The 25382-nt window shown below is 52.5% G+C and carries 34 protein-coding genes; 15 read left to right on the top strand and 19 right to left on the bottom strand.

Translation table 11 applies throughout. The features are described from left to right. Positions 1-25 precede the first annotated feature (25 nt). The 3 genes from E3E29_RS02815 to E3E29_RS02805 all read left to right on the top strand — a co-directional run bounded on the left by E3E29_RS02815 (position 26) and on the right by E3E29_RS02805 (position 2067). On the top strand, positions 26-454 hold the full coding sequence (locus E3E29_RS02815) for an ATPase (protein WP_167909837.1): 429 nt from the start codon (positions 26-28) through the stop codon (positions 452-454). Beyond that, entirely contained in the window at positions 423-1169 is a 747-nt protein-coding gene (gene nth, locus E3E29_RS02810) for an endonuclease III (RefSeq protein ID WP_167909392.1), read from the top strand. Before E3E29_RS02815 ends, nth begins: the two co-directional genes overlap by 32 nt. 730 nt (positions 1170-1899) lie before the next feature. Next, positions 1900-2067 carry a hypothetical protein gene (locus tag E3E29_RS02805; RefSeq protein WP_167909391.1) on the top strand — a complete coding sequence of 56 codons (168 nt, stop codon included), beginning with the start codon at positions 1900-1902 and terminating at the stop codon, positions 2065-2067. Between the two features lie 129 nt (positions 2068-2196). Here the strand turns inward: E3E29_RS02805 and E3E29_RS02800 are convergent, their stop codons facing one another. The 5 genes from E3E29_RS02800 to panB all read right to left on the bottom strand — a co-directional run bounded on the left by E3E29_RS02800 (position 2197) and on the right by panB (position 5496). Then, complete coding sequence (locus E3E29_RS02800; RefSeq protein ID WP_167909390.1) at positions 2197-2841, bottom strand: DUF434 domain-containing protein; 645 nt, start codon at positions 2839-2841, stop codon at positions 2197-2199. A 51-nt stretch (positions 2842-2892) separates the two neighbouring features. Next, the gene (locus E3E29_RS02795; protein WP_167909389.1) at positions 2893-3150 is read right to left on the bottom strand and encodes a KEOPS complex subunit Pcc1; all 258 of its coding nucleotides are present in this window, start codon (positions 3148-3150) and stop codon (positions 2893-2895) included. A gap of 119 nt (positions 3151-3269) precedes the next feature. Further along, a complete protein-coding gene (locus E3E29_RS02790; RefSeq protein WP_167909388.1) occupies positions 3270-3905 on the bottom strand; it encodes a ribosomal biogenesis protein in 636 nt (211 codons plus the stop codon). A gap of 71 nt (positions 3906-3976) precedes the next feature. Beyond that, positions 3977-4642 carry a glycosyltransferase family 2 protein gene (locus E3E29_RS02785; RefSeq protein WP_167909387.1) on the bottom strand — a complete coding sequence of 222 codons (666 nt, stop codon included), beginning with the start codon at positions 4640-4642 and terminating at the stop codon, positions 3977-3979. Continuing rightward, on the bottom strand, positions 4642-5496 hold the full coding sequence (gene panB / locus E3E29_RS02780) for a 3-methyl-2-oxobutanoate hydroxymethyltransferase (RefSeq protein ID WP_167909836.1): 855 nt from the start codon (positions 5494-5496) through the stop codon (positions 4642-4644). The genes E3E29_RS02785 and panB overlap by 1 nt, the downstream gene beginning before the upstream one ends. A 215-nt stretch (positions 5497-5711) precedes the next feature. Between panB and E3E29_RS02775 the strand changes: the two genes are divergently transcribed. Genes E3E29_RS02775 through E3E29_RS02765 form a run of 3 tightly spaced genes read left to right on the top strand, consistent with a single transcriptional unit; the run spans position 5712 to position 7539 of the window. Beyond that, positions 5712-6140 (top strand): archease, encoded by a 429-nt coding sequence (locus E3E29_RS02775; RefSeq protein WP_167909835.1) that lies wholly within the window; start codon positions 5712-5714, stop codon positions 6138-6140. A gap of 9 nt (positions 6141-6149) precedes the next feature. Then, a complete protein-coding gene (locus tag E3E29_RS02770) occupies positions 6150-7088 on the top strand; it encodes a tRNA (cytosine(49)-C(5))-methyltransferase (protein ID WP_167909386.1) in 939 nt (312 codons plus the stop codon). Further along, positions 7081-7539, top strand: a complete 459-nt coding sequence (locus tag E3E29_RS02765; protein WP_167909385.1) for a hypothetical protein — start codon at positions 7081-7083, stop codon at positions 7537-7539. Before E3E29_RS02770 ends, E3E29_RS02765 begins: the two co-directional genes overlap by 8 nt. Here E3E29_RS02765 and E3E29_RS02760 read toward each other — a convergent pair. Then, complete coding sequence (locus E3E29_RS02760) at positions 7514-8938, bottom strand: polysaccharide biosynthesis C-terminal domain-containing protein (RefSeq protein WP_167909384.1); 1425 nt, start codon at positions 8936-8938, stop codon at positions 7514-7516. The genes E3E29_RS02765 and E3E29_RS02760 overlap by 26 nt on opposite strands. A 64-nt stretch (positions 8939-9002) precedes the next feature. Here E3E29_RS02760 and E3E29_RS02755 point away from each other — a divergent pair, with 64 nt between their 5' ends. Next, positions 9003-10442, top strand: a complete 1440-nt coding sequence (locus E3E29_RS02755) for an RtcB family protein (protein WP_167909383.1) — start codon at positions 9003-9005, stop codon at positions 10440-10442. Between the two features lie 96 nt (positions 10443-10538). Here E3E29_RS02755 and metG read toward each other — a convergent pair whose 3' ends face one another. Beyond that, a complete protein-coding gene (gene metG, locus E3E29_RS02750; protein WP_167909834.1) occupies positions 10539-12767 on the bottom strand; it encodes a methionine--tRNA ligase in 2229 nt (742 codons plus the stop codon). Between the two features lie 242 nt (positions 12768-13009). Then, entirely contained in the window at positions 13010-13147 is a 138-nt protein-coding gene (locus E3E29_RS11755; RefSeq protein ID WP_240922733.1) for a hypothetical protein, read from the bottom strand. 75 nt (positions 13148-13222) lie between these two features. Between E3E29_RS11755 and E3E29_RS02740 the strand changes: the two genes are divergently transcribed. The 3 genes from E3E29_RS02740 to E3E29_RS02730 are packed head-to-tail and all read left to right on the top strand — an operon-like array spanning position 13223 to position 14200. Then, a complete protein-coding gene (locus E3E29_RS02740) occupies positions 13223-13414 on the top strand; it encodes a hypothetical protein (RefSeq protein WP_167909382.1) in 192 nt (63 codons plus the stop codon). Next, complete coding sequence (locus tag E3E29_RS02735) at positions 13404-13850, top strand: type II toxin-antitoxin system VapC family toxin (protein ID WP_342764650.1); 447 nt, start codon at positions 13404-13406, stop codon at positions 13848-13850. Before E3E29_RS02740 ends, E3E29_RS02735 begins: the two co-directional genes overlap by 11 nt. 2 nt (positions 13851-13852) lie before the next feature. Beyond that, a complete protein-coding gene (locus E3E29_RS02730) occupies positions 13853-14200 on the top strand; it encodes a 6-carboxytetrahydropterin synthase (protein ID WP_167909381.1) in 348 nt (115 codons plus the stop codon). On the opposite strand, the gene E3E29_RS02725 is transcribed toward E3E29_RS02730, so the two are convergent. The 10 genes from E3E29_RS02725 to E3E29_RS02680 form a co-directional block, all read right to left on the bottom strand. Further along, positions 14197-14670, bottom strand: a complete 474-nt coding sequence (locus E3E29_RS02725; protein WP_167909380.1) for a DUF192 domain-containing protein — start codon at positions 14668-14670, stop codon at positions 14197-14199. The genes E3E29_RS02730 and E3E29_RS02725 overlap by 4 nt on opposite strands. A 75-nt stretch (positions 14671-14745) precedes the next feature. Continuing rightward, positions 14746-15306, bottom strand: a complete 561-nt coding sequence (locus tag E3E29_RS02720) for a 2-oxoacid:ferredoxin oxidoreductase subunit gamma (RefSeq protein WP_167909379.1) — start codon at positions 15304-15306, stop codon at positions 14746-14748. Then, positions 15303-16148, bottom strand: a complete 846-nt coding sequence (locus tag E3E29_RS02715; protein ID WP_167909832.1) for a 2-oxoacid:ferredoxin oxidoreductase subunit beta — start codon at positions 16146-16148, stop codon at positions 15303-15305. Before E3E29_RS02715 ends, E3E29_RS02720 begins: the two co-directional genes overlap by 4 nt. Then, positions 16148-17296: a 2-oxoacid:acceptor oxidoreductase subunit alpha gene (locus E3E29_RS02710; protein WP_167909378.1), complete on the bottom strand. Its 1149-nt coding sequence runs from the start codon at positions 17294-17296 to the stop codon at positions 16148-16150. The genes E3E29_RS02715 and E3E29_RS02710 overlap by 1 nt, the downstream gene beginning before the upstream one ends. After that, complete coding sequence (locus E3E29_RS02705; protein ID WP_167909377.1) at positions 17293-17805, bottom strand: 2-oxoacid:ferredoxin oxidoreductase subunit gamma; 513 nt, start codon at positions 17803-17805, stop codon at positions 17293-17295. The genes E3E29_RS02710 and E3E29_RS02705 overlap by 4 nt, the downstream gene beginning before the upstream one ends. After that, positions 17795-18190, bottom strand: a complete 396-nt coding sequence (locus E3E29_RS02700; RefSeq protein ID WP_167909376.1) for a HEPN domain-containing protein — start codon at positions 18188-18190, stop codon at positions 17795-17797. The genes E3E29_RS02705 and E3E29_RS02700 overlap by 11 nt, the downstream gene beginning before the upstream one ends. Beyond that, positions 18187-18471 (bottom strand): nucleotidyltransferase family protein, encoded by a 285-nt coding sequence (locus E3E29_RS02695; protein ID WP_167909375.1) that lies wholly within the window; start codon positions 18469-18471, stop codon positions 18187-18189. The genes E3E29_RS02700 and E3E29_RS02695 overlap by 4 nt, the downstream gene beginning before the upstream one ends. Before the next feature lies 1 nt (position 18472). Next, positions 18473-19327 (bottom strand): 2-oxoacid:ferredoxin oxidoreductase subunit beta, encoded by an 855-nt coding sequence (locus tag E3E29_RS02690; protein ID WP_167909374.1) that lies wholly within the window; start codon positions 19325-19327, stop codon positions 18473-18475. Further along, positions 19327-20517, bottom strand: coding sequence for a 2-oxoacid:acceptor oxidoreductase subunit alpha (locus E3E29_RS02685; RefSeq protein ID WP_167909373.1), 1191 nt, complete (start codon positions 20515-20517; stop codon positions 19327-19329). The genes E3E29_RS02690 and E3E29_RS02685 overlap by 1 nt, the downstream gene beginning before the upstream one ends. A gap of 3 nt (positions 20518-20520) precedes the next feature. After that, on the bottom strand, positions 20521-20793 hold the full coding sequence (locus E3E29_RS02680; protein ID WP_167909372.1) for a 2-oxoglutarate ferredoxin oxidoreductase subunit delta: 273 nt from the start codon (positions 20791-20793) through the stop codon (positions 20521-20523). A gap of 290 nt (positions 20794-21083) precedes the next feature. On the opposite strand from E3E29_RS02680, the gene E3E29_RS12025 reads away from it, so the two are divergent. From E3E29_RS12025 to E3E29_RS02665, 3 genes are read left to right on the top strand one after another with little or no spacing between them, the layout of a single operon-like run. Continuing rightward, entirely contained in the window at positions 21084-22280 is a 1197-nt protein-coding gene (locus E3E29_RS12025; RefSeq protein ID WP_167909371.1) for a C39 family peptidase, read from the top strand. Between the two features lie 17 nt (positions 22281-22297). Then, a complete protein-coding gene (locus E3E29_RS02670) occupies positions 22298-23002 on the top strand; it encodes a hypothetical protein (protein WP_167909370.1) in 705 nt (234 codons plus the stop codon). Between the two features lie 6 nt (positions 23003-23008). After that, positions 23009-23497 (top strand): hypothetical protein, encoded by a 489-nt coding sequence (locus E3E29_RS02665; RefSeq protein ID WP_167909369.1) that lies wholly within the window; start codon positions 23009-23011, stop codon positions 23495-23497. Positions 23498-23677: 180 nt separating this feature from the next. Here the strand turns inward: E3E29_RS02665 and E3E29_RS02660 are convergent, their stop codons facing one another. Next, positions 23678-24652, bottom strand: a complete 975-nt coding sequence (locus E3E29_RS02660) for an archaeosine biosynthesis radical SAM protein RaSEA (RefSeq protein WP_167909368.1) — start codon at positions 24650-24652, stop codon at positions 23678-23680. A 97-nt stretch (positions 24653-24749) separates the two neighbouring features. Between E3E29_RS02660 and E3E29_RS02655 the strand changes: the two genes are divergently transcribed. Both E3E29_RS02655 and E3E29_RS02650 read left to right on the top strand, forming a co-directional pair. Beyond that, positions 24750-24968: a division/cell wall cluster transcriptional repressor MraZ gene (locus tag E3E29_RS02655; RefSeq protein WP_167909367.1), complete on the top strand. Its 219-nt coding sequence runs from the start codon at positions 24750-24752 to the stop codon at positions 24966-24968. After that, entirely contained in the window at positions 24965-25381 is a 417-nt protein-coding gene (locus E3E29_RS02650) for a type II toxin-antitoxin system VapC family toxin (RefSeq protein ID WP_167909831.1), read from the top strand. The genes E3E29_RS02655 and E3E29_RS02650 overlap by 4 nt, the downstream gene beginning before the upstream one ends. Position 25382 lies beyond the last annotated feature (1 nt).

The raw sequence follows: 25382 nt of genomic DNA, 5'->3' as shown, positions 1-25382 counted from the left end.
TTCTTACTTCAGTTAGGTGGTGTTCATGAAGATTACACTCAAACCCCTCTTCGATGTTGAGCTCCCGGCCGGCTTTGAAGAAATCATCCGTTCTAAATTGATAGGCAGGGAGGTAAAAACAGGCGAGACCGTCGAGATAGACCTCCTCGGGAAGCCCCTAGCCTTTAAGGCCATCCTTACAGACCCGAGTCCAATGAAGGTCTCCCAAAACACCAGAATAGAGATAACAAGGAGTGAAGTGAAGGAGATAACCCTTGAATTCAGTGGAGAGGTTCGGGAGGTGCTCTCCTTCTCGAAGGGCCTCGTCGTTGTCCTCGAAAACGAGGTTCGAATATACAACTGGAACGGGCAAAAGCTTTATAGCAGGGAGTTCGAGGAACTGAAAGAAGTTAGGGTGGCAGAAGGAAAGGTGGTGGTAGTTTATGGGGACAAGGTCACTGTCATTGAGCCTTGAGGGCTTCACCTTCGAGGAGAGCTGGGAGGAGAAGAAAAAGAGGGCCGAGAAGATAGTTGAAATCCTGATGAAGACCCATCCAAGGGAGAAGCTCCTCATCGGCGACCCCTATCGAACGCTCGTTCACTGCATAATCTCCCAGAGGATGCGCGATGAGGTTACCTACCGCGTCTGGGAGGAGCTGTTTAAGAAGTACAGGGACATCGAGACGATAGCCAATACGCCCGTCGAGGAGATGAAGGAGTTCCTGAGGAAGCAGGGGGTCGGCCTCTGGAAGACCAAGGGTGAGTGGATAGTCAAGGCCTCTCAGATAATCCTTGAGAAGTACGGCGGAAAAGTTCCTGATGACATCCACGAGCTTATGAAGCTCCCTGGAATAGGGAGGAAGTGCGCCAACATAGTCCTGGCCTACGGCTTTGGAAGACAGGCGATTCCCGTTGATACCCACGTTAACAGAATAAGCAAAAGACTCGGCTTGGCCCCACCGCGCGTTGCCCCTGAAAAGGTCGAGGAGTATCTCACGGAGTTGATTCCAAAGGAGAAGTGGATCTATGTCAACCACGCGATGGTCGACCACGGGAGGAGCATCTGCAGGCCAATAAACCCCAAGTGCGAAGAATGCCCGCTTAGAGAGCTCTGCCCCTACGCTAAGGGGATTGTAAGAGATGAAGACATAAAAGGGAGCGGAAAGAAAAAGAAAGCTTCTCAGCCTTGAGTCTCTTCCATTTTGATGTCCGTTATCTTTGTGTGGAGGTAAAGGGAGCCCCTTGGCGACGAGCGTGTAGCCGTTGGCCGGAAGCGCACCCATAAAGCTCCCGCTCCAAGTGATGTTGTAGAGTTTGAAGTCCATTCCAGCCAGATTGACAGTGCCGTCGGCAGAGACCGTGTAGCCGTTCCCGTTCGAGGAGAGGTCGCCGACGTTCACGACATCCCCGTAGATTCCCCCTGCAAAGCCGTTGAAGATGTCCCACAGCTGGTCGAAGGGGTTCTGGGTTATCACCGCCCCGCAGTTCATGTCGCCGTTCATATTCCCACTTCCGTTGTAGATGTAGGCGCAGTTTGGCCCATGAACGGTAAAGCTATCGCTTCCAGAACCGCTCTCTACCAGTTCGAAGGCGGAGGGAACCCAGAGAACCCAGCCAGTGTACTCCTCTATGTTGTTCGTGTAGACTTTGAAGGTGTAAGTAGAGCTGTCGTCCATCCTGACCACTGCGTAGGTAATGTAGCTCCCGTTAGTTTTGTTGTATAGCCGTGCTCCATCGTGTAGTGGACTTCTCCTGGTTGTCTTGTAGGTGATGGCGTAAGATACCCCCGTTATGCTGTAGCTCCAGCCTTCAATCGCTATCATCCCCAAGGCGTCCCATGTTCTCTTCCAGTTCTCGGTTTCGGCCTGTGTTTGGGTGGTCGTTGTCTCCTGAGTGGTTGTATAAGAGACCGTCGAGGAGGTGGTTGACGGGCTCTCCGTCGTGGTTGTGTGGAAGGTTGTGCTTCCAGGGGAGCTTGCGGTTGAAGAACCACCGGAACCGCCCATACAGCCGCTTGTGATGACTAACCCCGAAATCAGAAAGACAAGAATAAGCAGTGAAACTTTTCTCATGTTTATCCTTCCATGACCCCAGAAGAATTAAAGGGGCTTTTCATCTGTTATACTACGTTCTTCATCTTATTAAAGATTTCCCAAAACTTCAAAAGAAGTTGTAGTCTTTCGAAAGCCGTCTAACCGATGAGAAGCCGGTGAACTTCTATTCTTTCCTGAGGATTTCATCAAGGGAGGCGGGCGGGTAATTTCTTCCAGCATACGCCGCCAGGTCAAAAACTCTCTCAACGGCCCCGATTATAGCAGTATCCGCGGTTGCAACGTTCTCAAAAGACTTGAGCTCAAAATCAGGGCTTTTAACGAGCCGGACTTCACCGGTGGCTCCAAATTTTTTGATGGCACTCTCGGTAAGTTTCTTTATTTCTCCGCTCTTCGGGACGTTCTTGCCGTAGAAGAAGACTGCCTTCCCAACCCCCAGCTCAGAGAGGGACTTAACCACTTTTTCAATCACCATAGGGGTTCTCTCGTTGAGTCGGTACCTCCCCTGGTACTTTAAGTCCCTCACCAGACCGTCCTCGCAAAGTATTGCCTCACCGTCCATTAGGGATTCTAGGGTTATGAGGACGTTGAAGCCGTCTATGGCAAGGCTTTTCCCGGTGAGCTCCTCCGGCTTCAGGAGCTTTTCCCTTACCTCTGCAATCCAAGCGTCGGAGAAGACGCACCTCGCCAGGAGATAGCGGTGGGGGGCTGGCAGGCGGTAGTGGTTGGCCACGAAGTCAAGGGCTACCTTCTTACGGTAGCCCCTGTTCATGAGGTACTTCAAATCCTCGCGGGCCCTCATGAGGTTCATGGAGAAGAATCGCCGGAAGGACTTAAAAAGGCGTCGTCCCCTTCGCAGGGGTCAAACCTCTAACGAGTCGATGGCCACGCGTATCCACCGGAGGTACGAGTTGATGGTCCCCCTGAGTGCCGAGCTGTCCCTCGCGAGGAAGCGGATGATCACTTTTCTCCCGTTGAGAAGGAACTCTATCCTGCTTCTCCGGTATGGTACTGTCCTGTGCTCGTGGAGGACGCTCTCGTAGACAACCCGCGCCGTCTCCTCGTCCGGGAAGGAGAGCTCGATGAATCCCTCTATGGGCCATTCGTCCGTCACTTCCATCATCCCCATCCCGTACTTCATGAGTAGGTTAACAGAGCCGCATCAAGACCCCGCTGGTGAACCGCCGGATGGCTATACCTGCAGAACATTGCACTTGGGGCAAAACTACTAAGACTGTATTATTCCTCCCGATTTTCACCGCGGAGTGAGAGGGCCTCCTTATAGTCCCATCTTCTCCCGTCCTCCATTATCCAGATCTTAACACTCACGAGAGGCCCCACGGGGCTCTCCTTCGTGACGTCGAGGCGGTAAAAGTTAACGGCCATTCCACGCGGATGTCGCTCAACCACGCCCAGAACGTCGGTGTTGTATTTATCAGCTATCCCAAGGAGGGAGCGCTCCCTTCTGCGGACGAACGTTCCACCCGTAAGCTCCGCGAACGCCTGGGCGAAAGCCGCGTGATCGGGGCCAGTTCTCTTCGCAGTGGTTATCACCAGGGGCATCTCTTCGCGGAGCGGTCTCACATCCCTAAAGCCCATCTCGCGCTGGAGTTTTATTCCGTGGAGATAAAGGTAGCCCATGTAGCCCCAGTCCTCCGGGTCGACCCGGATGAACGTCATCTTGAGTGGGTTGCCTTTCCAGACGTTTATTATCAAAAGCCTCTCGTAGTTCCTATCATACGCCTCCATCAGGAGGTCTTTGAGAGTCTTCTTTCCCCTGGTTATGTAGAGAGAATTGGGGAAGACCTTCTCAAGGTCGTGACCGAAGCTCCTCGTCCTCCTCGTCGGTCGGTGTGATGTGGTTATGAGCATCATGGCATTCTCTAGCTCTGAGAGGCAGTTAAAAAGCTTTTCTTTTGGTTCTCCTTTGGATTTCCCGAGACACGTTAATATTTAACCAGGGCCTTTAGAAACCGTATCACGTCCTCAAACCTGAAGTGGCCGGTCTCAACGCCGTATACCTTACTAACAGGGACCTCTGATATCCGAGCTCCCATTTTAGCGGCCTTCAGGAGGGTCTCGGTCTCAACTTCATAGCGATCGCTCTCTATCTCCGGCAGGAATTCCCACCTATACGCTCTAAACCCGCTCTGAGTGTCGTAAACGTAGGTGCCGAGCTTCCACCTTATGAGCCTCGTCGTTATTAGATTACTCAGCCTCCTCTGGAGCGGCCTCTTCCCCTGCACCTCAACCTTCCTCGCCCCGATGACAAGGTCAGCCTTTCCCTCGACTATGGGCCTCACGAGCTTCTCAATCTCCTCCGGAAGGTGCTGGCCGTCGGCGTCCATGAAGACCACGACGTCCCCGGTGGCGTGCTTGACCCCTTCCCTCATTGCACAGCCCTTGCCGCAGTTCTTCTCCAACCTAAAAGCCTCAACCCTTGGGTCTTTCTCGGAAAAGGAGAAGGCCGAGGAGTAAGTCCCGTCGGACGAACCGTCATCAACAACGGTAACCTTGTCAACGAAGGCTGGAATCCTCTGGAGAACTTTCGGGAGTCTCTTTTCCTCGTTGTATGCGGGGATTACTACGCTTATTCTCATGCTGCCGAGCATCACTCGTCCTCCAGCCTTTCAAGGGCCTTTCTCTTCTTTCTCTCGAAGTCGTCCTTGTCGAGGAACTCCCAGTAGTGCTCTTTGGCCGGGAACTTTTCCCCCTTGACTTCCTCGCGGTAGTTCTCAAGGGCGAGCTCAATGACGCTCCCCAAACCGGCGTACTTCTTGACGAAGGGTGGAACGTTCTCGTAGATGCCCAGGAGGTCGTGCCAGACGAGAACCTGGCCGTCGACCCACGGACCGGAGCCTATGCCAATTGTGGGGATTGAAACTTTCTCCGTGACGAGCTTCGCAACATCCGCCAGAGTAAACTCAAGGACGACGGCGAAGGCACCGGCCTTTTCAAGGGCCTTTGCATCGCGCAGGATTTCCTCGATTTCTTCCTCGGTTTCACCCATCAACCTGTAGCCGCCGAGGCGGAGGTAGCGCTGGGGGGTTAGTCCAGTGTGTCCCATTACTGGTATACCCATCCTCACGAGCTTTTTAACGAGCTCCTTGTGGTCGTAGCCGCCCTCTATCTTTACTGCGTCCGCTCCCGCCTGGATAAGCCTAACCGCGTTCTTTACACCCTGCTCGACGCTGACCTCATAGCTACCGAAGGGCATATCAGCCAGAACAAGCGCCCTCTTTACCGCCTTCGCAACGGCCCTCGTGTGAAATACCATCTGCTCCATAGAGACGTTGAGGGTGTTGGGCTCGCCGTAGACGACCATCCCCAATGAGTCCCCAATGAATATAATGTCCATTCCAGCCTTGTCAGCAAGAAGCGCAGAGGGATAATCGTAAGCGGTTACCATCGCTATCTTTTCCTTCCCTTTCATCTCGATAATCCTTTTCGGCGTTATCTCCCTCAATGTCACCACCCCTTCCATTTCGACGGCGGTCTAATTAACGGTTTCGATTGGTGGGGTTTATAAAAACTCCCACCCAATTCTCTTCAGGTGAAAGCGTGAAAGAGGAATGGGAGGTCCTCAAGCCCCTGGATGTTCCGAGGGAAGATAGCGGAAAGCTCGTGCGGGAAATGCGAGATGACCGGGAGAGAAGATTAATGGGTGGGGGAGGTGTAAGTATGCGAAAATGGGAGCACTACGAGCACACGGCGGATATAGGCGTCAGGGGATTCGGCTCAACGCTGGAGGAGGCCTTTGAGGCCGTTGCCCTCGGTCTCTTCGACGTCATGGTGGACGTTGGAAAGGTGGAGCCGAGGGAGTGCAGGGGAGTTGAGGCCGAGGAGGAAGACCTTGAGGCGCTCCTCTACAGCTTCCTTGAGGAGCTTTTGGTTCTCCACGACATGGAGGGGCTGGTTTTCGGGGACGTTAAGGTCAGCATCGAGAAAACCAAAGATGGCTACAAACTCAAGGCTAAGGCCTGTGGTGAGCCGCTCAATCTGGAGAAGCACAATCCCAAAGAGGAAGTTAAAGCCATAACCTACCATGAGATGGAGATTAAAAGGCTTCCTGACGGGAGATGGATGGCACAGTTCGTTCCTGACCTGTGAGGTGTTGAAATGAGCGCGAGGGACGTTGTTAAAGAGGCGAATCCAGCTTTCTATGAAAGGTATTCCCAGCTTGAGGACACTGACGAGTTCTGGGAGTTCATAGTCAAGCCCCTCAGGCAGAGCATAAGGGTGAACACACTCAAAGCGCCGCTCGAAGTGGTCGTTGGGAGGCTTAATGAGGAGTTCGAGCTTGAGCGGATTCCTTGGGTTAGGGAGAGCTTCTTCATAAACGTGGACAACCTTGCGAGGGTTCCGGAGCACGGGCTGGGTGTCGTCTTCGGCCAGGAGGCCAGCTCGATGATACCACCAGTAGTGCTTGACCCGAAGCCGGGGGAGCTGGTTCTCGACATGGCTGCAGCTCCCGGCTCAAAGACCGGACAGATAGCGCAATACATGGAGAATGAGGGGTGTGTAATAGCCAACGATCCCCAAATAAGCAGGGCCAACGTCCTCATGGCGAACCTCAACAGGATGGGGGTTCTAATAGCTAGGGTAATGATGAGAGATGGTGCCAGCTTCGCCCGCTTTGAGAATACATTCGATAGGGTTCTTCTGGATGCTCCGTGCTCCTCTGTGGGAATGATACGAAAGAAATGGAAGTTCCTGAGTGAGTGGAGGATGAAGGCCGTCATCAGGTACATGAACATTCAGAAGAGGCTCATCCTGGCGGGCTACAGAGCCCTGAAGCCCGGAGGAGTAATGGTGTACTCTACCTGCACGATAGACCCGCTTGAAAACGAGGAGGTCGTTGATTACCTCCTCCGGAAGACGAACGCGAGGCTTGAGAGGATAGACCTCCCCATCAAGACCAGTGAGCCCGTCCTCGAATGGGAAGGGAAGGAGTACTCGGAGGAGCTGAAGAAGGCCCTCAGAATCCACCCGAACGACAACGATACCGAGGCGTTCTTCATTGCCAAAATCGTCAAGCCAGGTGAGGTAGATGAGTGAGGCGAGGAAGAAGTCCGCAAATCCCCGGGAAGAAATAGGGAAAACACCTGACACCAAACTCGTCAAAAGGTTGCTCATTGAGAACTACGGTTATGCTCCCGACCTGATGTATCAAATAAAGGGCAACCACCAGAAGGTCTACGTCAGAAAACCATGCTACCTTAAAATAAAAAGCGACGGCTGGCTCTACTTCGGAAGGGTTGAGAGTGACGGCATAAGGCTGAGCATCGAGGGGAGCTTTCTGGTGGGGCCAAGGGCGACGAAGAGCGTGGTTGAGCTGGACGACGAAAGGGCTAGGAGGTACTTAGCTGGAGAGAGCGTAGAAATTGATGACAAAGAACTCCACGGCTGGGTGATAGTGAAGTGGCGCACCTACTTCCTCGGCTCGGCGAAGGCGAAGGAAGGAAGGCTGATAAACTACGTGCCTAAGGAGAGGAGGCTGAGAGCCTGAAACCCTCCACGTTTATCACTTTGAACCTGTAGAGAAGGTACATCGTGACGAAATACAGGTTGTCGGCCCAGAAGGGGGAGACGAACTTTTCTAAGAAAAGGGTTGCCACGGCTGTCAGAGCCCATGCGGCTGTACCGATTAAAAGTCCCCCCGCGAGCTCTAATGGGGGGGTTACAAGGGGTATCACGTCCCTGAGGTAGTAAACGTTCATCGCCAAAAAGATGACCTGGCTTATCACTGTCCCATAGACTGCCCCCATAATGCCAAAAACCGGGATGAAAGCGAGGTTGAGGGTAAAGTTCGCCACGTTGCCAACTATAAGGGTATTGACGGCTTTCTTCTCCCTTTCAATCGCCATCAGCACATTCTGGTACACAAAGGCTGGGAAGTAAAAGAGAACTATCAGGGACATCGGCCCTACGAGGCCCATAGCCGGTCTATATTTATCGCCGAATAACAGGGGGATGTAGTAGGGCAGGCTCGTCAGTGAATAGAAGACTATGCCTATGGCCATCAGGAGAAGGTTCTTTGTAGACTCGAGGATCGGCCCCTTGAGCACTTCGAGCTTCCCCCGACTGTGGGCCTCGCTTATCCTCGGGAAGAGAACCGAGGTGAATGACTGGGGGATGAAGTAGATGGTCTTAAAGACCGTTGCCCCAATGTTATAGAAGCCGGTCAAAACGGGCCCGAGGAGCTTTGATACCATCATTATGTCAACGTTCCAGAAGAAGATCCCGCTCAGGGTCTGTATCGAGAAGGACAGGCTCTTCCTGAGAACCCCAAGGAGGGAAACACTATCCCCCTTTGGCAACCGTGCAACGACCCTCCTGTACTCAACGTAAAGGAGGAGAAGCACGGCCGAATCTGCTATTATGTAGGAGATTATTATCCAGATAAGACCCCTGTGGGCGGTGAAGAAGGTTATAAGGAGAAGAAGCAGCCTCTTTCCCGACTCGGCTAAGGCAACCGGAGCCGTTATGTTCTCCACGTAGAAAATGGAGTAGAGAGAATCAAGGAGGAAGCAAAGTAAGGGATCGAAGGCTAAAAGTAAGGTTAGCCAGACGACCTCATCCGGATAGTTGAGGGCTTTGAGGAGAGAGTAGAGGAGAACCTCAGAGAAGGCAAACAGAAGAAAGCGAGCCTTTGTAACGGCCTTAAGCATCGGGAGGAAGACCCGCCTGTCCCTGCTCGCTTCCCTGGTCAGATACGTGTCCAGGCCGAAGTTCACAAAGGCAGTTGTTATGGAGGAGAAGGCGATAACCGTTGAATAAACCCCAAAGTCGTGGACGCTGATGATCCTGATTATGTAGATCGTGAAGATGACCATTACGGTGCTCCTGATCATGCTTCCGGCCATCAAATGACCGATGTTCCTGAGTAGGGTTTTTCCGCCAAACATTTTCCTTGACAGTAAAAGCGTTGGGTTTAAAATCATTGAGGAGCATCAAGTTAGGGGTGAGAGGATGGTACCGCTGAAGAGGATGGACAAGATCCGCTGGGAAATTCCAAAGTTCGACAGGAGGATGCGCGTTCCAGGGAGGGTCTACGCCGACGACGCTCTAATCGAGAAGATGAAGAACGACAGGACGCTTGAACAGGCAGCGAACGTCGCCATGCTCCCTGGCATCTACAAGTACTCCATCGTAATGCCGGACGGACATCAGGGCTACGGCTTTCCAATCGGTGGAGTGGCCGCCTTTGACGCAAAAGAGGGTGTAATAAGTCCTGGAGGGATCGGCTACGACATTAACTGCGGCGTCAGACTCATCAGAACCAATCTGACCAAGGATGAAGTTAGGCCAAAGATCAAAGAGCTCGTTGATACCCTCTTCAAGAACGTTCCCTCTGGACTAGGAAGCAAGGGGCGGGTAAGGCTCCACTGGACACAGATCGATGATGTTCTCGCCGACGGTGCCAAGTGGGCAGTCGACAACGGCTACGGCTGGGAGAAGGATTTAGAGCACCACGAGGAGTACGGAAGGATGCAGGGAGCCAATCCAGATGCAGTCAGCCAGAAGGCAAAGCAGCGCGGTGCTCCCCAGTTGGGCTCTCTCGGCTCGGGGAACCACTTCCTTGAGGTTCAGTACGTTGACAAGATATACAACGAGGAGATAGCGAAGGCCTACGGCCTCTTCGAGGGACAGGTCGTCGTGATGGTTCACACAGGTTCGAGGGGGCTCGGCCACCAGGTCGCGAGCGACTACCTTAGGATTATGGAGAAGGCGAACAGGAAGTACGGAATTCCGTGGCCCGACAGGGAGCTTGTGAGCGTCCCGTTCCAGAGCGAAGAGGGACAGAGATACTTCAGCGCTATGAAGGCCGCCGCCAACTTTGCCTGGGCCAACAGGCAGATGATAACCCACTGGGTCAGGGAGAGCTTTGAAGAGGTCTTCAAGAGGAAAGCGGAAGATATGGAGATGGAGCTCGTTTACGACGTTGCCCACAACATCGGGAAGGTGGAGGAACACGAGGTAGACGGAAGGAAGGTGAAGGTAATAGTCCACAGAAAGGGTGCGACGAGGGCCTTCCCGGCCGGCCACCCGGACGTGCCGAGGGCTTATAGAGAGGTTGGCCAGCCCGTCCTCATCCCAGGTTCGATGGGTACCGCCAGCTACGTCCTCGCTGGAGCTGAGGGTTCAATGAAGGAAACCTTTGGAAGCTCCTGTCACGGCGCTGGAAGGTTATTGAGCAGGAAGGCAGCAACCAGACAGTACCGTGGCGACAGGCTCAGGAACGAGCTGGCGCAGAGGGGAATCTACGTGAGGGCCGCCTCCCTCCGTGTTGTTGCCGAGGAGGCTCCCGGTGCCTACAAGAGCGTGGATAACGTCGTCAACACCGTCCACGAGGCAGGAATAGCGAACCTCGTGGCGAGGATGAGACCGATGGGAGTCGCCAAGGGCTGACGCCCTTTTTGAGCTTTTTTGATTTTTCTCTGGATAAACGAGCAGAGGATTGATAAAAGGGAAAGAATAGAGCCAATGGGGACAGTTCTGAGTCCCTCACCTTATCCTTGAGCCGAGCTTTATCTCTTTGTCCGGCATGAGCAGGGCGACGTTCTCGCCGTCGTCCGCTGCCAGGAGCATTCCCTGGCTCTCAACTCCCCTAAGCTTCTTGGGCTCCAGGTTCGCTATGATGACAACGTAGTGGTTGAGCAGCTCTTCGGGCTTGTAGTACTTCTTGAGCCCGGCAACGAGCTGCCTGACCTCGTCGCCAAGGTCAACCTTTACCACGTAGAGCCTGTCCGCGTTGGGGTGGTCTTTAACCTCGATTATCTTTCCGACCCTTAAATCGAGCTTGGCGAACTCATCAAAGCTAACATAACCCATCTTTTTACCCCCCTTGACTTTTTCCTTCTTCTGAGGAGCTTTAGCTTTTTCAGCCTTCTCGGCCTTTGAAGGGGCCTCGCCATATATGCTCTTGAGGAGCGCGAGGGCCTCTTCCTCCCTCTTCTCCCCGAAGTGCTCAAGAATCACCTTAAAGACGTCGTCCCTCTCGTAGTACTTGTCGAGGAGGATTCTCGCGCTGTCGGGGTTGCCCCTGCCAATGTAGTTCACGATGAAGTAGATTATCTCCTCGTCGGTGACCTTCCTGAACATAGGGCTGGCCTTTCTCACGCGGTGTCCTGCTGGAAGCTCCTCAAAGCTCCACCTCTTGAGCTCCTCAAGGTTGAGGAGGTGCCATATCTTCTCGCTGGCATCGGGAAGGAACGGCTCGAGGAGTATTCCGAGGGCCTTGACGATCTGGAGCGAGACGTTTACCGTTGTTGCCGTCCTCTCGCGGTCGGTCTTTGCAGTCTTCCAGGGCTTCTGGTGGTCGAAGTAGCGGTTTCCGAAGATGGCCAGCTCCATGACGCGCTTGAGCGCATCTTTGAAGTGGTAGCGGGCTATAAGCTCCCCGGTCTCTTCGAAGGCCCTCTCTATCTCCTCGAAGGCCTGTTTATCCAGCTCGTTCAGTTCGCCCCTCTCCGGAACTTTACCATCAAAGTAGCGGTTCACGAAGGTGAGGGCGCGGTGCACGAAGTTTCCGAGGTTGTTAACAAGCTCCTCGTTTATCTTACTCTTGAAGTCGGCGAAGTTGAAGTCCGAATCGCGAGTCTCGGGCATTATGGCGGTGAGGTAATACCTGAGGTAGTCGGCCGGGAACGCATCTAGGAACTCGTGAACCCATATCGCCCAGTTCCTGCTCGTTGAGAACTTCTTGCCCTCGAGGTTGAGGTATTCGTTCGCGGGGATGTCATAGGGCAAGTTCCACTCGGCCTCGACTTCCCCATCCCTATACTTGCCGTAGGCCATCAGGAAGGCCGGCCAGAATATCGCGTGGAAGGGAACGTTGTCCTTTCCAATGAAGTGGATGACCTTGGTCTGGCCGTCGAGGTTGAGCCAGAACTCCTTCCACTCGTTCTCCCTGCCTTCCCTCTTCAGGTACTCGATGGTGATGCTTATGTAGCCGATGGGAGCCTCGAACCAGACGTAGAGGACTTTTCCCTTCACGTCCTCGTCGTCGAGGGGGACCGGAATACCCCAGTCGAGGTCGCGCGTCATTGCCCTCTCTTCCAGTCCCTCGTTTATCCAGCCGAGGACGGTGTTGCGCACGTTCGGCTTCCAGTGCTCCTGGCTCTCAACCCACTTCTTGAGCCTCTCCTGGAAGTCCCCCATCTTCAGGTAGTAGTGGGCGGAGTCCTTGAAGGTTATGGGGTTTCCGCAGATGCTGCAGCGCGGGTTAATGAGTATCTCTGGTGTAAGCGGGTGCCCGCAGACCTCACACTGGTCTCCCCTCTGGTTCTCGGCGCCACAGTAGGGGCAGGTGCCGATAACGTATCTGTCCGGAAGGAACATCTTGTCGTGCTCACAGTAGGCCTGCTTGCTGACTTTCTTAACGAGATGGCCGTTCTCAAGGGCCTTGAGGAAGAACTCCTGGCTTATGCGGTAGTGAACTGGAAGCTCAGTCCTCCCAAAGTAGTCGAAGCTTATCTTAGCCCTCTCAAAGGTGGTCTTTATGTGCTCGTGAAACTCGTCGACGATCTCCCTAGGGCTTCTGCCTTCTTTGAGTGCTCGGAAGGTTATCGGCGTCCCATGTTCGTCCGTTCCGCAGACGAAGAGCACTTCCTCCCCCTTGAGCCGTAGGTAACGCACGAAGATGTCTGCTGGCAGATAAGCTCCCGCCAGATGCCCCGCGTGAATCGGCCCGTTAGCGTAAGGTAAAGCTGATGTGACCATATACCTGACCATTTTAATCACCGTCCGGCAATGGCTCTGCCCCCTTATAAGGACTTCGCGTTAAAAGAATTACGGTGGGTTATTAAGTTGGGAGAAAAATATGTGGGGTTAGATATAAAAGCTCACCTCCCCAGCGAGGGCTCCTTCGCCTTCACGACTATCGCCGTCTCCGGCAGCTCGACCTTGTCGCGCGTTATTATCAGCGCCCCGTCGTAGGTTGTCATGCTCATCTTCACCTTCTTGAAGCTTCCCGTTTAGCCGACTATTACTAGTGGTTTCTCCTTGAGCTCGAGGAACTTCTTGAAGGTTTCCGGCTCGACGAAGACCAAAACACCACCAGCTATAACGCGGTTGGCATCGACGGCCATGCCACAGCCCATGAGGATCACCATAAAAGTTTAAGATGTTGGGGACTGATTTGGTTTTCGGTGGGAAAGTTTATTTGTTCTCATTTGAATTTACAATGGGTGAAGCAAGTGGAAAAAACAGGGTATGTAGCCCTCAACAGGGAGTGGCGGGCCAAGATGGACGAACTCCGAGCAAAGGCGAGGGCAAACCTTGACGATGTCCTCAACCGTGCTTTTGGGTCAATAAAGTCCAAGAAGTCCTGGCGTGAGCTGGAGGCTGAGCTCTATGAGGAGTTTTCTAGTGGACAGTAATGTTTTTGTAGAGGCTCTTAAAGGCGATACTAACGCAGAAAACCTCCTCTCAAAGCTGTTTCACTCAAACTGGAGGGTTTTCATAAACGATGTTGTTTTCAGTGAGGTTTTTTACCATTATCTCCGCATCAAGGTTGGTACTTACTGGAAGGCCAAGAAGAAACCTGAACTCGTTAGATCTGCCGTGCAGGAGTTCGAGGACGTTGTCCTGCCCCTCCTTGCAATTCCTGACTTTCTTGAAGTTAACTATGATGTGGCCACTGTGGCCGTTAGACTTTCTTCTGAGTACGGGCTGTTACCTAACGATGCTCTTCTACTTGCCACTGCGGAATACTATGGGGTGGAAGCTCTGGTATCCCTTGATTCAGACTTCTCGAATGCATGTAAACGGGAGGGAATATCTCTAATATCCTCTCCCGATGAACTGGAGGTGTGATCATGAAATCCCGCGTCGTTGAGCGCTTCAAGTTCGAGGCGGCCCACGCGGTCATCATAAACGGGCAGGCTGAAGAGATACACGGGCACACCTTCCGCGTTGAGATTGCAGTGGAAGGCCCGCTTAAGAACGGCTATGTCATCGACTTCCTGGAGCTCCGGGCGATTGTGGATAGGATAATCGAGAAACTCGACCACAGGAACCTCAACTCGCTCTTCGAGAACCCCACAACCGAAAACGTCGCCCTCTGGATAGCTGAGGAGGTCAAGAAGAGATTGCCAGAGGATGTTAGGCTCAAGCGCATCGTCCTCTGGGAAGGAGATGAAAACGGCGTAGAGTTTGAGTTTTAGGTCTTTTCGGTGTGTATCTCTTTTATACTCTCAACCATGGTGATGCTGTTTTTGGAACCGTTTAGATCAATCTTGCCTGGAAGCAAGGACTTAACTGGGACTGTCCGGCTTTTCTCTTCCGTGGGTGCCCAGTTTATCAAATCCCCTTCATCAACTTCAAGCGTCTTTATCAGTCCAACGGGACCCTCGATGATGTACTTGGCGGCTTTTTTAGGAGTGTACAGTCGCCATTTCCTGGCAGTCTTGAAGTCAACGACGCGCCTCGTGGAGTCAAGCCAGATTACATCAATGTTGCTCAGCATGAAGAACATGTGAATTGAAGCGTTTGCCCTTGTTTCAGCCGGTAGAACGAAAACAAGGGCTTGACTAACGTTCTTTGTGAGCATTAACCCCCTAAAGCGTTTAAAGAACGTGTCCGCCATCCTGACTGTCCCGTGCCAGACTCGGTCTTTTGTTTCATTCCTCAGCATATCCCTCAGGGAAGAGTCACTGCGGGGACTAAAAGTGTTTTGGAAATCTAAAAACAATGAAGAAAGTGGGAGGCATCAGAGAGTGCTTTTCCCGGCTCTCTCTCCCAGCTCAAAGCCCTTTCTAAGGGCCCTGAGGTTTATCTCTTCGGTTCCATGTGGCACGGCATCCTGAACGGCCTTTTCTATTGCTTCCTTGCTAACAATACTGGTCCACGCCGTTAGGAGGCCGAGGGTTAGTATGTTCATTGTAAGGCTCAACCCGGTTGTGTTCTCCGCTATTTCAGTCAGCGGAAGGGCCACAACGTCGAGCTTCTTCTCGAACTCGAAATCCCTGTGGGGAACAAGGTCTTTCTCGACTATGACTTTAGCGCCCTCCTTCACCGTGTGGAGGTACTTGGTATAAGCCTCCTGCGAGAAGAAGACCGCGTAGTCAGGCTGGAGGGTTTTGGGATAGTCTATGGATTCATCGCTGATGACAACCTCAGCCTTGCTCGCTCCACCCCTTGACTCCGGACCGTAGGCCTGCGTCTGAACTGCGTAGAGTCCCTCATAGACGGCCGCCGCCCGTCCGAGGATGACACCGGCAAGTATGACGCCCTGACCTCCGAAACCGCTGAACAGGACTTCTTTCCTCATTCTTCCCACCCCATCATCTTCTTGGCACGCTCTCTGTATTCCATGTAAGACCTCACCAGACCAGGTCTGTCCCTGTCCGCGAACTCACCTATCACGACCTTCCCCTCAAGCTCTTCTGGGGACATCTTCTTGGCTTTGTTCAGCGGGACGGTTATCTTCTGGTACCAGCGCAGCAGCTCAGGTGCGGTCTTCATCCTGTTCCTCCGTCCAAAGCTGACCGGGCACGGGGAGAGGAACTCGACAAGGGAGAAGCCTTCCTTCTGAAGGGCCTTCTTTATGCTGTTGATGCCCTGGAGGTAGTTGAAGACGCTCCACCTGGCAACGTAGTTTGCCCCCGCCGAGACGGCCAGGCCCGCTATGTCGAAGGGGTTCTCAAACTGACCGTAGGGAGCTGTGGTGCCCTTGAGGCCCTTGAGCGTCGTCGGGGCCACCTGGCCGCCGGTCATTCCGTAGGTGAAGTTGTTGATGAGAATCACAGTTACGTCGAGGTTCCTCCTTATCGCATGGATGAAGTGGTTCCCACCTATGGCAGAGGTGTCTCCATCGCCCATGAAGGCGATTATCTTGAGGTCGGGGTTTGCAAGCTTTATGCCCGTTGCAAACGCTAAAGCCCTTCCATGGGTGGTGTGAAGGCCATCGAAATTGACGTAACCCGGCACACGGGAGGAGCAGCCGATTCCACTGACCCACACTATCTCGTCCTGGCTGTAACCAAGGTCGTCTATTGCCCTTAGGGTGAACTGCAGGGCGGAACCTATACCGCAGCCAGGGCAGAATATTGTAGGGAGCATCTCCTTCCTGAGGTACTTGTCCCTAACATCATAAGCGTCCTTGAGGTACATCATCCCACCACCTTTTCCGCAATCTCCATCGGGGTGTGAACTTCGCCGCCTACCTTAGGTATCAGTTCAACCTCGGCCTTCCCGTTGGCACCCTCTTTCACGAGATGGTAGAGCTGCCCCATGTTCATCTCTGGCACGAGGATTTTCTTCACCCCTTCCGCGAGCTCCTCTATCATGTCAAAGTCAAAGGGCCACACTGTGTGGAGCTTCAGGAGACCTGCTTTAACACCCCTCTCGCGGAGCATCTTAACTGCCCTTATGGCGGAGCGTGAGACTATTCCTGTGGAGACTATGGCAACATCCGCATCGTCCAGCCCGAACTTCTCGTAGCTGATTATGTCGTCTTTGTGATCCAGGATTTTTCTATAAATCCTCCCGATGAGCCTCTCCTGAACTTCGGGCTCCACCGTCCTCGGATGACCGTTCTCGTCGTGCGTTAGGCCGGTAACGTACGTGCGGTAGCCCTTTCCGAAGATTGGCATTGGTGGAACGCCGTCACCGTGTGGGTCTCCGAAGGGAAGCCTCGCCTCCTCCTCGTTAGCCGGAAGCTTCCTGTTGATGACCTCTATCTCATCGGGCGTCGGAATGTAGACGCGCTCACGCATGTGGGCCAGCTCTGCATCTCCAAGGAGAACAACCGGTGTTCTGTACTTCTCGGCCAAGTTGAACGCCCTAATGGTCAGGTCAAAGGCTTCCTGGACGGTGGATGGGCTGAGGACGATTAGCATGTGATCCCCATGTGTACCCCAGATGGCCTGCATTATGTCTCCCTGGGATGGGAACGTCGGCTGCCCAGTGCTAGGGCCACCGCGCATCATGTTGACGACCACTATCGGCGTCTCAGTCATGACGGCATAACCCAGGTTCTCCTGCATGAGACTGAACCCAGGCCCGCTGGTTGCGGTCATGGCCTTCGCCCCGGCCCAGGATGCGCCTATTATCGCGGCTATGCTTCCAAGTTCGTCCTCCATCTGTATGCTCACGCCATCAACTAACGGCATGTATAGCGCCATTGCTTCGAATATCTCGCTCGCAGGCGTAATTGGGTAGCCTGCGTAGAAGCGGCAGCCCGCTAGGATAGCCGCCCTCGCTATGGCTTCATCGCCGGGTATAAAATCGGCTTTTCCGACTGGAAATGGATATCTCATTTTGATCCCTCCTCAAAACCTACCCTAAAGGCACGGAGGTTTATCTCCTCAGTCCCCTTGGGAACGTGCCTTCTAATGGCTTCCTCAACATTCTCCTTCTTTACAACGCCTGTCTTTGCCACGAGGTAACCGAGGGCCACCATGTTCACGGTTAGTGCAAGACCAGTACTCTCCTCGGCGAGCCTCGTGAAGGGAGCGCCTATGTAGTCCCTATCGGGCTTGACAAGGTCCGTCTCTATGATAAGAAGTCCATCCTTCCTTAGCGAATCCTTGACAGTGTCGTAGCCGAGCTGGGCCAACGCTACCAGGACGTCCGCCTTCGTGACTATCACATCGTAGATGGGTTCCTTCGATATTATCACGTCCGCTATCGAGTGGCCGCCCCTGCTGGCCGAGCTGTAGTCCTGGGTCTGGACCACGTTGAGGCCCTCGATGGCAGCGGCCTCACCGAGTATGACCCCGGCCAGGACGACGCCCTGACCGCCTATGCCAGCGAATCTAATCTGCATCGTTCTTACCCTCCAGATAAGATTTTGTGAAAGTCAAAAACTCCTCAGCATACTCCAAAATCTCCCTCGCATCCCTTCCGGTATACTCAACGAAAGCGTCGTAATCGGCCGTGTGACGCATGTTGAGGGCTTTGGAGTAGCCCGTGTAGAGTCTCGCGGGCATTTCGCCAGTTTTCACGCACTCCTTTCCAAGCTGGGCGTGAACCCCCGCATGGCTCTTCGGTGTTATGCCCTTTGAGATGAGAAGTGCCCTTGCACAGTAGAACATTGCGTAGTATGCGCTTGAGATGGCGAATGCATAGTGCCCGCTCTCAAAGAGTTCCTTTGAAGCGGCGAGCCTCTCTTCGGCTTTTCTGAGCAGTGCTTTCACTTCTTCCGCGTTCATACTGCCACACCCTCCGTCTTCGCAGTGGTGTAGAGGCTGTCCTCTCTGGATGTGTGGGGTACTATCATGACCGAAACACCGAGCTCAAGGGTAAGCTCAGCGCTGAGCTTCCCTATGGCGCCCCAGTCTTCTGGCCTTATTCCGTCTCGAAGGATAAGGAGGACGTCAAGGTCGCTGTCCTCTCTGTAGTCTCCCCTAACTCTCGAACCGAAGATGATAACCTCGTCTACCCTGTCTCCAAATGCCTCCCGTATTCTCCTGCCTACGAGCTCGAACTCCATCTCATTCACCCTTAAGCCCGAAGTGCTCCTGAACCTCGTCTATGAGCTTGTTGAGCTCGGTAACGAACTCGGGTCTCTCCCTGTTCACAAACTCGCCGATGACGAACTTACCCTCAAGCTCCTCCGGCTTCATCTTCTTCGCCTTGTTTATTGGAACCGAGTTCTTGAGGAACCAGCGGAGCATCTCTGCAGGTTCTTTCATCCTGTTCCTCCTTCCGAACTGAACTGGACACTGGGAGACGACTTCAACGAGCGAGAAGCCCTTCACCTGGAGGGCCTTCTTTATGCTCTCAATGAGCTGGTAGACATGTGCCGTAGTCCATCTCGCTACGTAGGAGGCACCAGCAGCAGCAACCGTCTCAGAAATCTGGAGCGGATGCTCGATGTTCCTGTATGGGCTTGTAGTAGTCTTTGCTCCGAACGGCGTTGTGGGAGCAACCTGACCGCCAGTCATTCCGTATATCATATTATTAACAAGGATGACGGTTATGTCGATGTTCCTTCTGGCTGCGTGGAGAAGGTGGTTCCCGCCTATACTGGCCAGATCACCGTCCCCGCTTATGACGACGACCTTCTTGTCGGGAAGGCCGACCTTAACGCCGGTGGCAAAGGCTATCGCCCTCCCGTGGGTCGTGTGGAGCGTGTCGGCAAGGAAGTATGGTGAGGCTATCCATGCGGAACAGCCTATACCGCTGACGACAACCAGGTCTTTTGGGTCTATCTTAAGCCCGTCAACAGCGTTGGCAAAGGCGTTGAGAACCGTTCCGCCGCCGCAGCCGGGACAGAGGGCAGTAGGAAGGGCCTCCTTCCTGAGGTACTTAATCATCGGATAAGTGGAGTAGATTTCCTTCGCCATCAGGCAACACCCCTTATCTCGCGCAGGATTTTCCCAACGGTGAGCGGAACGCCGCCTATCCTGTTCACTCCCCTGAGCAGAACGTCGTCGTTGAGGTAGCGCTCGACCTCGATTATCATCTGTCCGAGGTTCATCTCAGCTACAAGAACCGCTCTGACATTCTTTCCGAGCTCCCTCATCCTCTCGCCGGGGAACGGGTGAACTGTCTTCGGCACGAAGAGACCTGCCTTTATTCCCTCTTCCCTCGCCTTGAGGACCGCTCCAAGGGCTGGACGAGCAGTTACGCCCCAGCTCACCACGAGGATTTCAGCATCCTCGGTGAAGTGCTCCTCGTACTTCTCGTAAATGTGCCTGTTCTGTTCTATCTTCCTGTGAAGTCTCCTCACGAGTCTGTCGTGAACCTCAGGGGTGTAAACATCGCGGAGACCGTTCTCCTTGTGTGTCGAGCCAGTAACGTGTGTGAAGTAACCGTGGCCGAAGAGCGGCATTGGTGGAACGCCGTCACCGTGTGGGTCTCCAAAGGGAAGCCTCGCCTCCTCCTCGTTAGCCGGAAGCTTGCGGTAGGCTATCTCCACCTCCTCAACGTTGGGAATCCTTATCTGCTCCCTCGTGTGCGCCAGAACCCCATCGAAGAGGAAGACAACCGGGTTCCTGAGCTTCTCCGCTATGTTGAACGCCCTTATTACCTCCCAGAAGGCGTCCTGACCGCTCGTCGGTGAAACCGCTATTATTGGATGGTCGCCGTGGGTGCCCCAGCGGGCCTGGAAGAAGTCTCCCTGAGCCCCCTTGGTAGCCTGGCCGGTTGATGGACCGCTCCTCTGCACATCGACGAGAACAAGGGGCGTTTCAGTCATTGCCGCATAGCCGAGGTTCTCCTGCATGAGGCTAAACCCAGGGCCGGAGGTTGCAGTCATGACCTTGAAGCCGGTCCATGAGGCGCCGACCATCGCCGCTATGCTGCCTATCTCGTCCTCCATCTGGAGGTAGTAGCCGCCGAGCTTGGGAAGCTCCCTCGCCATCGTCTCGGCTATTTCACTTGAGGGGGTTATTGGATAGCCAGCATAGAAACGGCAGCCAGCGAAGAGCGCACCGTAGGATAAAGCCTCATTTCCCTGCATGAAGTAGTTGCCGGGCTTGTAGAGTTTTTTGAGGAGAGCAACTTGCTCCGGCTCGTCGCCGCGGATTATCATGCGTCACCACCTTACCGAGATGGCAAAGTCTGGGCAGAGCAGCTCACAGAGCTTGCACTTAACACACTTCTCCGCGTGGACAGGGACGGGGTAGTGGACACCCTTTTCGCTGAGCTCTTCGCTCCATTCAAAGACCTTCCTTGGGCACATTTCAACGCAGATTCCGCACCCCTTGCAGAGAAAAGTGTCGATATCGATCTCAACTATTCCCTCTGCCTTGCCGATAACGAGGTATTCTTCCTTCTCAACGGTGGTCTTGCTTTCGACGTCTGCCATAATCATCACCCGCGATTTGCTAAGCCTTTTTACGTTTGTCAACATTTAAAGCTTTCGTGGGTGGACATTAATGTCCATTAAAGAAGTGGTGATTGGGTTTATACACCCTGTGAAAAAGATGGAAGAAATGGGCCAGAATTCAATTCTCCCAACAAAAAGATCCAACCCACGTTTAACATCCCGCTAGCCCTCCCATATTCTAGGTCGTGGAGCATCACGGATGGTTACTAAGTTCATGAAAATAGAAAATTTTATAAGCATTTACGCTTTATTACTTAAGGTGATTTATAGTGACACGATTAAGAAACTACGTAGGGTTGTTTATTATAGTTTTAATTTTAAGTGGGCTCGTGGGAGTTACCAATACAACCTATGCAAAAAGTGAAGCCAGTTTTGTAACTCCCAATGAGGCAATGCTCGTGGCTCAAAAGCACTTACAATGGGCGTATGCAAACATACCGGATTTCAGGGACTGGAAAGATGCAAAGCTTTCCCAGCCTGTGATGTACTACTTCCCAAACGGGACAAGGAGCGCCTATGAATTTACTGTGCTTGTGAAGGGAAAACCTGATGGCTTTATACTCGTAGCGGCACAGAGGTACATGCCTCCCGTTCTTGAGTTTGGGAAGGGAGAAGCGCCAAGCAAAAGACTGGGAAGACTCGGTTCAGCCAGAATTCAAGGATTTTCAACAAAACAGCACAGGTTGCTGTATTATGGTGGATTAAGCTACAGCGTGGAACTTGGAAACGGAAAAACTCTAAATATTCATGGTAGATCAATTTCAGTTCCAAAAGCCGTCAAATTAGAGTTTTGGCACAAACCGTACATCTCATCTGCAGAGACAAAAGGTGATATACACCCCATGTATACTTATGTAGAGAAACATATTCCAAATGTACCAACTTGGACTACAACAGATCCAGGAAGCTACCCAACTGTATATCCCTACAACGTAGGTCCCAACGGGGATCCTTGGTCTTGGTGGGATGGATGTGCACCGATAGCTGCTTCAATGGTGATAGCTTACTATGAGCCCCAGCTCCAGGATCCCTGGAACAGAGAGGCCTTGATTGATATTATTCACCATACTATGAAAACAGATGAAAATGGAGGCACTCAGATTTTCAATGTAGCCCCTGGTATAGAAGATCTCTATGAAGAGTACCAGCATGTTTCAAACTTGATAGCACTCAACAACTTCGTCAGAAATGACTATAATGCTTGGCTGGAAAGTCGTTCAATTGGATTCTATGATGCAATATCTGATATTAACAATGACTATCCCCTTTTACTATTGATGATTAATGGTAGCTCTGCATTAGATCGCTCCCAAGATTATGGGAATCATGCAGTTACTGTAGTTGGTTATGTTGGATATGCTGGTGCATTTTACTGGGAAATTCATGACACCTGGGACAGTGAAGATCACTACATAGCAGATAAAAATTGGGAGGAAGCATGGTTTGTCTTTATACGTGAGAAGTAATACGGGGGGATAATACAATGACTAGAAAGAGTTATCATTTTTCCCTTTTAATTCTTTTCTTGATCTTGATCGGTGGTATCATCGCGGCTGAGATAGGTAGTAGAAACGATGAATGCTTCTCCAAGGTGCCCGTGAATGCGAGCGGTGTTAAACCTCCGCTCGTAATTGGACCCGGCTATCCTCCCAAGGCCCGGTTTGAGGGAGTAGCCATTGATGAAGTTGTAAACGGCAGTCCAGAGCATATATTAGCTGGCTTCTTCAACTTCAGGCCCTTAAACTGGACTGAAAAAAGGCCGAAGTGCTACTTCAGGGCACTGGAGGGCTTTTCAGAGAACTGGACAGGTTTTGTTCTGCCGGGAACTTCCCCTTCGAACGTAACCCTTTCGGGGAGGGTTTACCTGGCACTCTACGTATATCCCAAGGAGACATCCATTATAATCTCAAGAGTTGAGTATGGGAAAACCCCTGAAGAGTCCAAAATAGCCGAGGCCTTTCACCTTAAGTATCCGAAAAGCCCGGAGAAATACCTGAAGGAATACTCGGACTCTCTTAAGGAAGCGGGGTACACCCAGGTTAGGAAGCTCCAGGAGGGGGCCATCTTTGAAGGGGATAAGAATGCCCTGCTTGTACTAGGACTTGAGGACGAGGGTAACATCTATCTCCTGCTGGCAAAGGGAAGCAGAGAGGACATTTCAAAAATGATAAACGCTTTTGGAGGTTAATAGAAGGTGAGCCGGATGAAACTTCAAAGAATCATCATTCCTATTTTTGCTTTTGTGTGGGAATTAATACCCCTCTTTAAAAATCATGGAGGATACTACATTAAAGGCAGAATAGTTCATTTTGAGAACTGGACTGGCGGCCCCGCCGGAAGGCCCTACGTCTGCTGGAGGGAGTATTTGCCCTCTCCAATTTTTGTTCTTCTGGTTCTTCTTCCCGCGCTCGTACTCTTAGCTTTGTATATTTTTCACCGGGATTTATCCCTTAGAAATCTTGGCCTTTCCATGTTGTTTTCACTATTGAGCGTGATCATAGCACCGGTTTTTATTTCCGATTTCTCCATTAATCTCATTCTCCTCATGCTTGTGTCCTTGAGTAGTGGGATCGCCCTTGGAAAGAATATGGGGGAGAAGACAAGCCTCGCCTTTGGGGGATTTCTACCGGGACTGGTGGTGATATGGGTAGTATATGCTCAATTATTCCACGGTGCGTGTTAGATGTGCCAACTGGAGCGTCTTCTCTCCAATCTGTTCTAGTTTTATGACTGACTACTGCTTGGGAAGGGACTCATGTTGCGTACTGATGCGCCTTAAAGGCGTTTGGTTATAAAGAGCAGCTCGCAAACTTTGCCCTTGAAAAGAGTACTCAAAGAAATAGCGAAAAATCTGTGAAAAAATTCACCACGTAATCAGCTGCCAGTCAAGAAGGCCGTTTTCTACTATGTAGCTCCAGCGTTCGCGACACTCAGGTTTTAGGTTCTCCAGGTGACTTAAGTCCTGCGTCGCTGAAAACTTCTTTATTGCCCTTCCAATGGACCTGTCGTAGTCGGTGAGGCAGTTGTGAGGGCCCCTCCTCGAACCAGCGCCGACGGGATCGCTCAGGATTCTCTTGTGGGGGAACTTCCTCTTCGCCCAGATGAGGACTTCAACCGCACTCCAGAGCCACGGCGGCCGGTATTCCCTCTTTTCCCAGAGCCTCTCGTAGAGTGTCCCCTTCTGGATGTCGGTTATGTTGATTGAGAACGTATCTGTGTACGGTTCAGCCTTGATTATGCTATCCTCGGCGTCCTCAATGCCATCGCGTTCGCTCAAGAAAATCGGCTTGAGGAGGAGGTAAGTCTTGACCTTGGCGCCCACTTTGTGGGTTATTTCTGCAGCCCTCACAAATTCAGAGAAGGTGTTCCCTTTGTTTATAGAGACGTCGGCTATATCATCGCTCGCCGTCTCAAGGCCGATGGCCACCTCAAAGTGCTTGTCAGGGACTATCTCGGCGAGCTCTTTAACCGCTTCATATCTCACCAGCTCGCTCCTGCTCTCTATTACTATCTCCTCAACTTCATCCAGCTCCGCGAGGAGTCCGAAGATTTTCCTCCTTGTTTCAGGTTTGAGCTCGCCGTTGTCGAGGAATGAGCCCGAGGTGAACATCCTCACCGCGAAGGGACCCTTCTTACCTTCGATTTTCTTGAGGGCATCCCTCACGTAGTCCACTATCGCCTCCTGGCTCCACTTCACCTTCGGCGCGGCTGTTGGATAGGCGCACATGTAGCACGGCTCACCGACGCGGAAACGGTAGCAGCCTATCGTGGGCAGGATTATGAAAAGGGCCGTTCCGGTTTTTCCGGCAACGTTGTCCTCGCTCGTCCAGTATGTCATTTTCTCACCTGAAGCCCGCTGGGGGTTAGGGTTTTTAAAGGTGAGCTATGGCGGAACCTATTTATATATGGTGAACCAACGGAAAAATGGTGAGAACATGGAAGTTCTGGTGAAGCGGCTGGATTCTCAGGGGAGGCTTCTCCTCCCAAAGGAACTGAGAGAGAAGATGGGGGAGGAGGTAATCATAGTTGACCTTGGGGACCGGATTGAACTCCTGCCGAGGAAAAAGGTTAATCTCACTAAGTTCTTTGACAGCATCGATGTCGAAGAGCTGGATGAGTGGGAGGAACTTAAGAGGGAGCTGTGGTCGAAGTGAGGTTCATAGACGCCAACGTTTTCATATACGCGTTCCTCCGGCCCAGAAAGGAACCATCGGAGAACGTCAGGGCCATCAAAGAGAGTGCAAAGGGGATACTCGGGAGAATCAGCGAAGGAGAAAAGGTCGTTACCACGGTCGTTCACCTCAGTGAGGTGGCCAACGTAATCGAGAGCATGGCCGGAAAGAAAAAAGCAGTTGAGATACTGATGGGCATACTGACTGCGGAGAACATCAAAGTACTGAACGTGTCGACCTCTGATTATCTGAAAGCAACCCTTGTGGCAGAGGAAAAGAGTCTCGGAATAAACGACGCCCTGGCTTATGTGAAGATGAAGGAAGCTGGTATCTACGAGGTTTATACCTTTGACGGAGACTTTGAGAAGCTTGAAGTCAGGGTTGTGAGGGATTAAA

It is taken from the genome of Thermococcus sp. Bubb.Bath (assembly GCF_012027595.1).
Classification (GTDB): Archaea; Methanobacteriota_B; Thermococci; order Thermococcales; family Thermococcaceae; genus Thermococcus.
The sequence above is the reverse complement of the archived record's forward strand: the minus strand, read 5'-3'. Positions and strand labels throughout refer to the sequence as shown.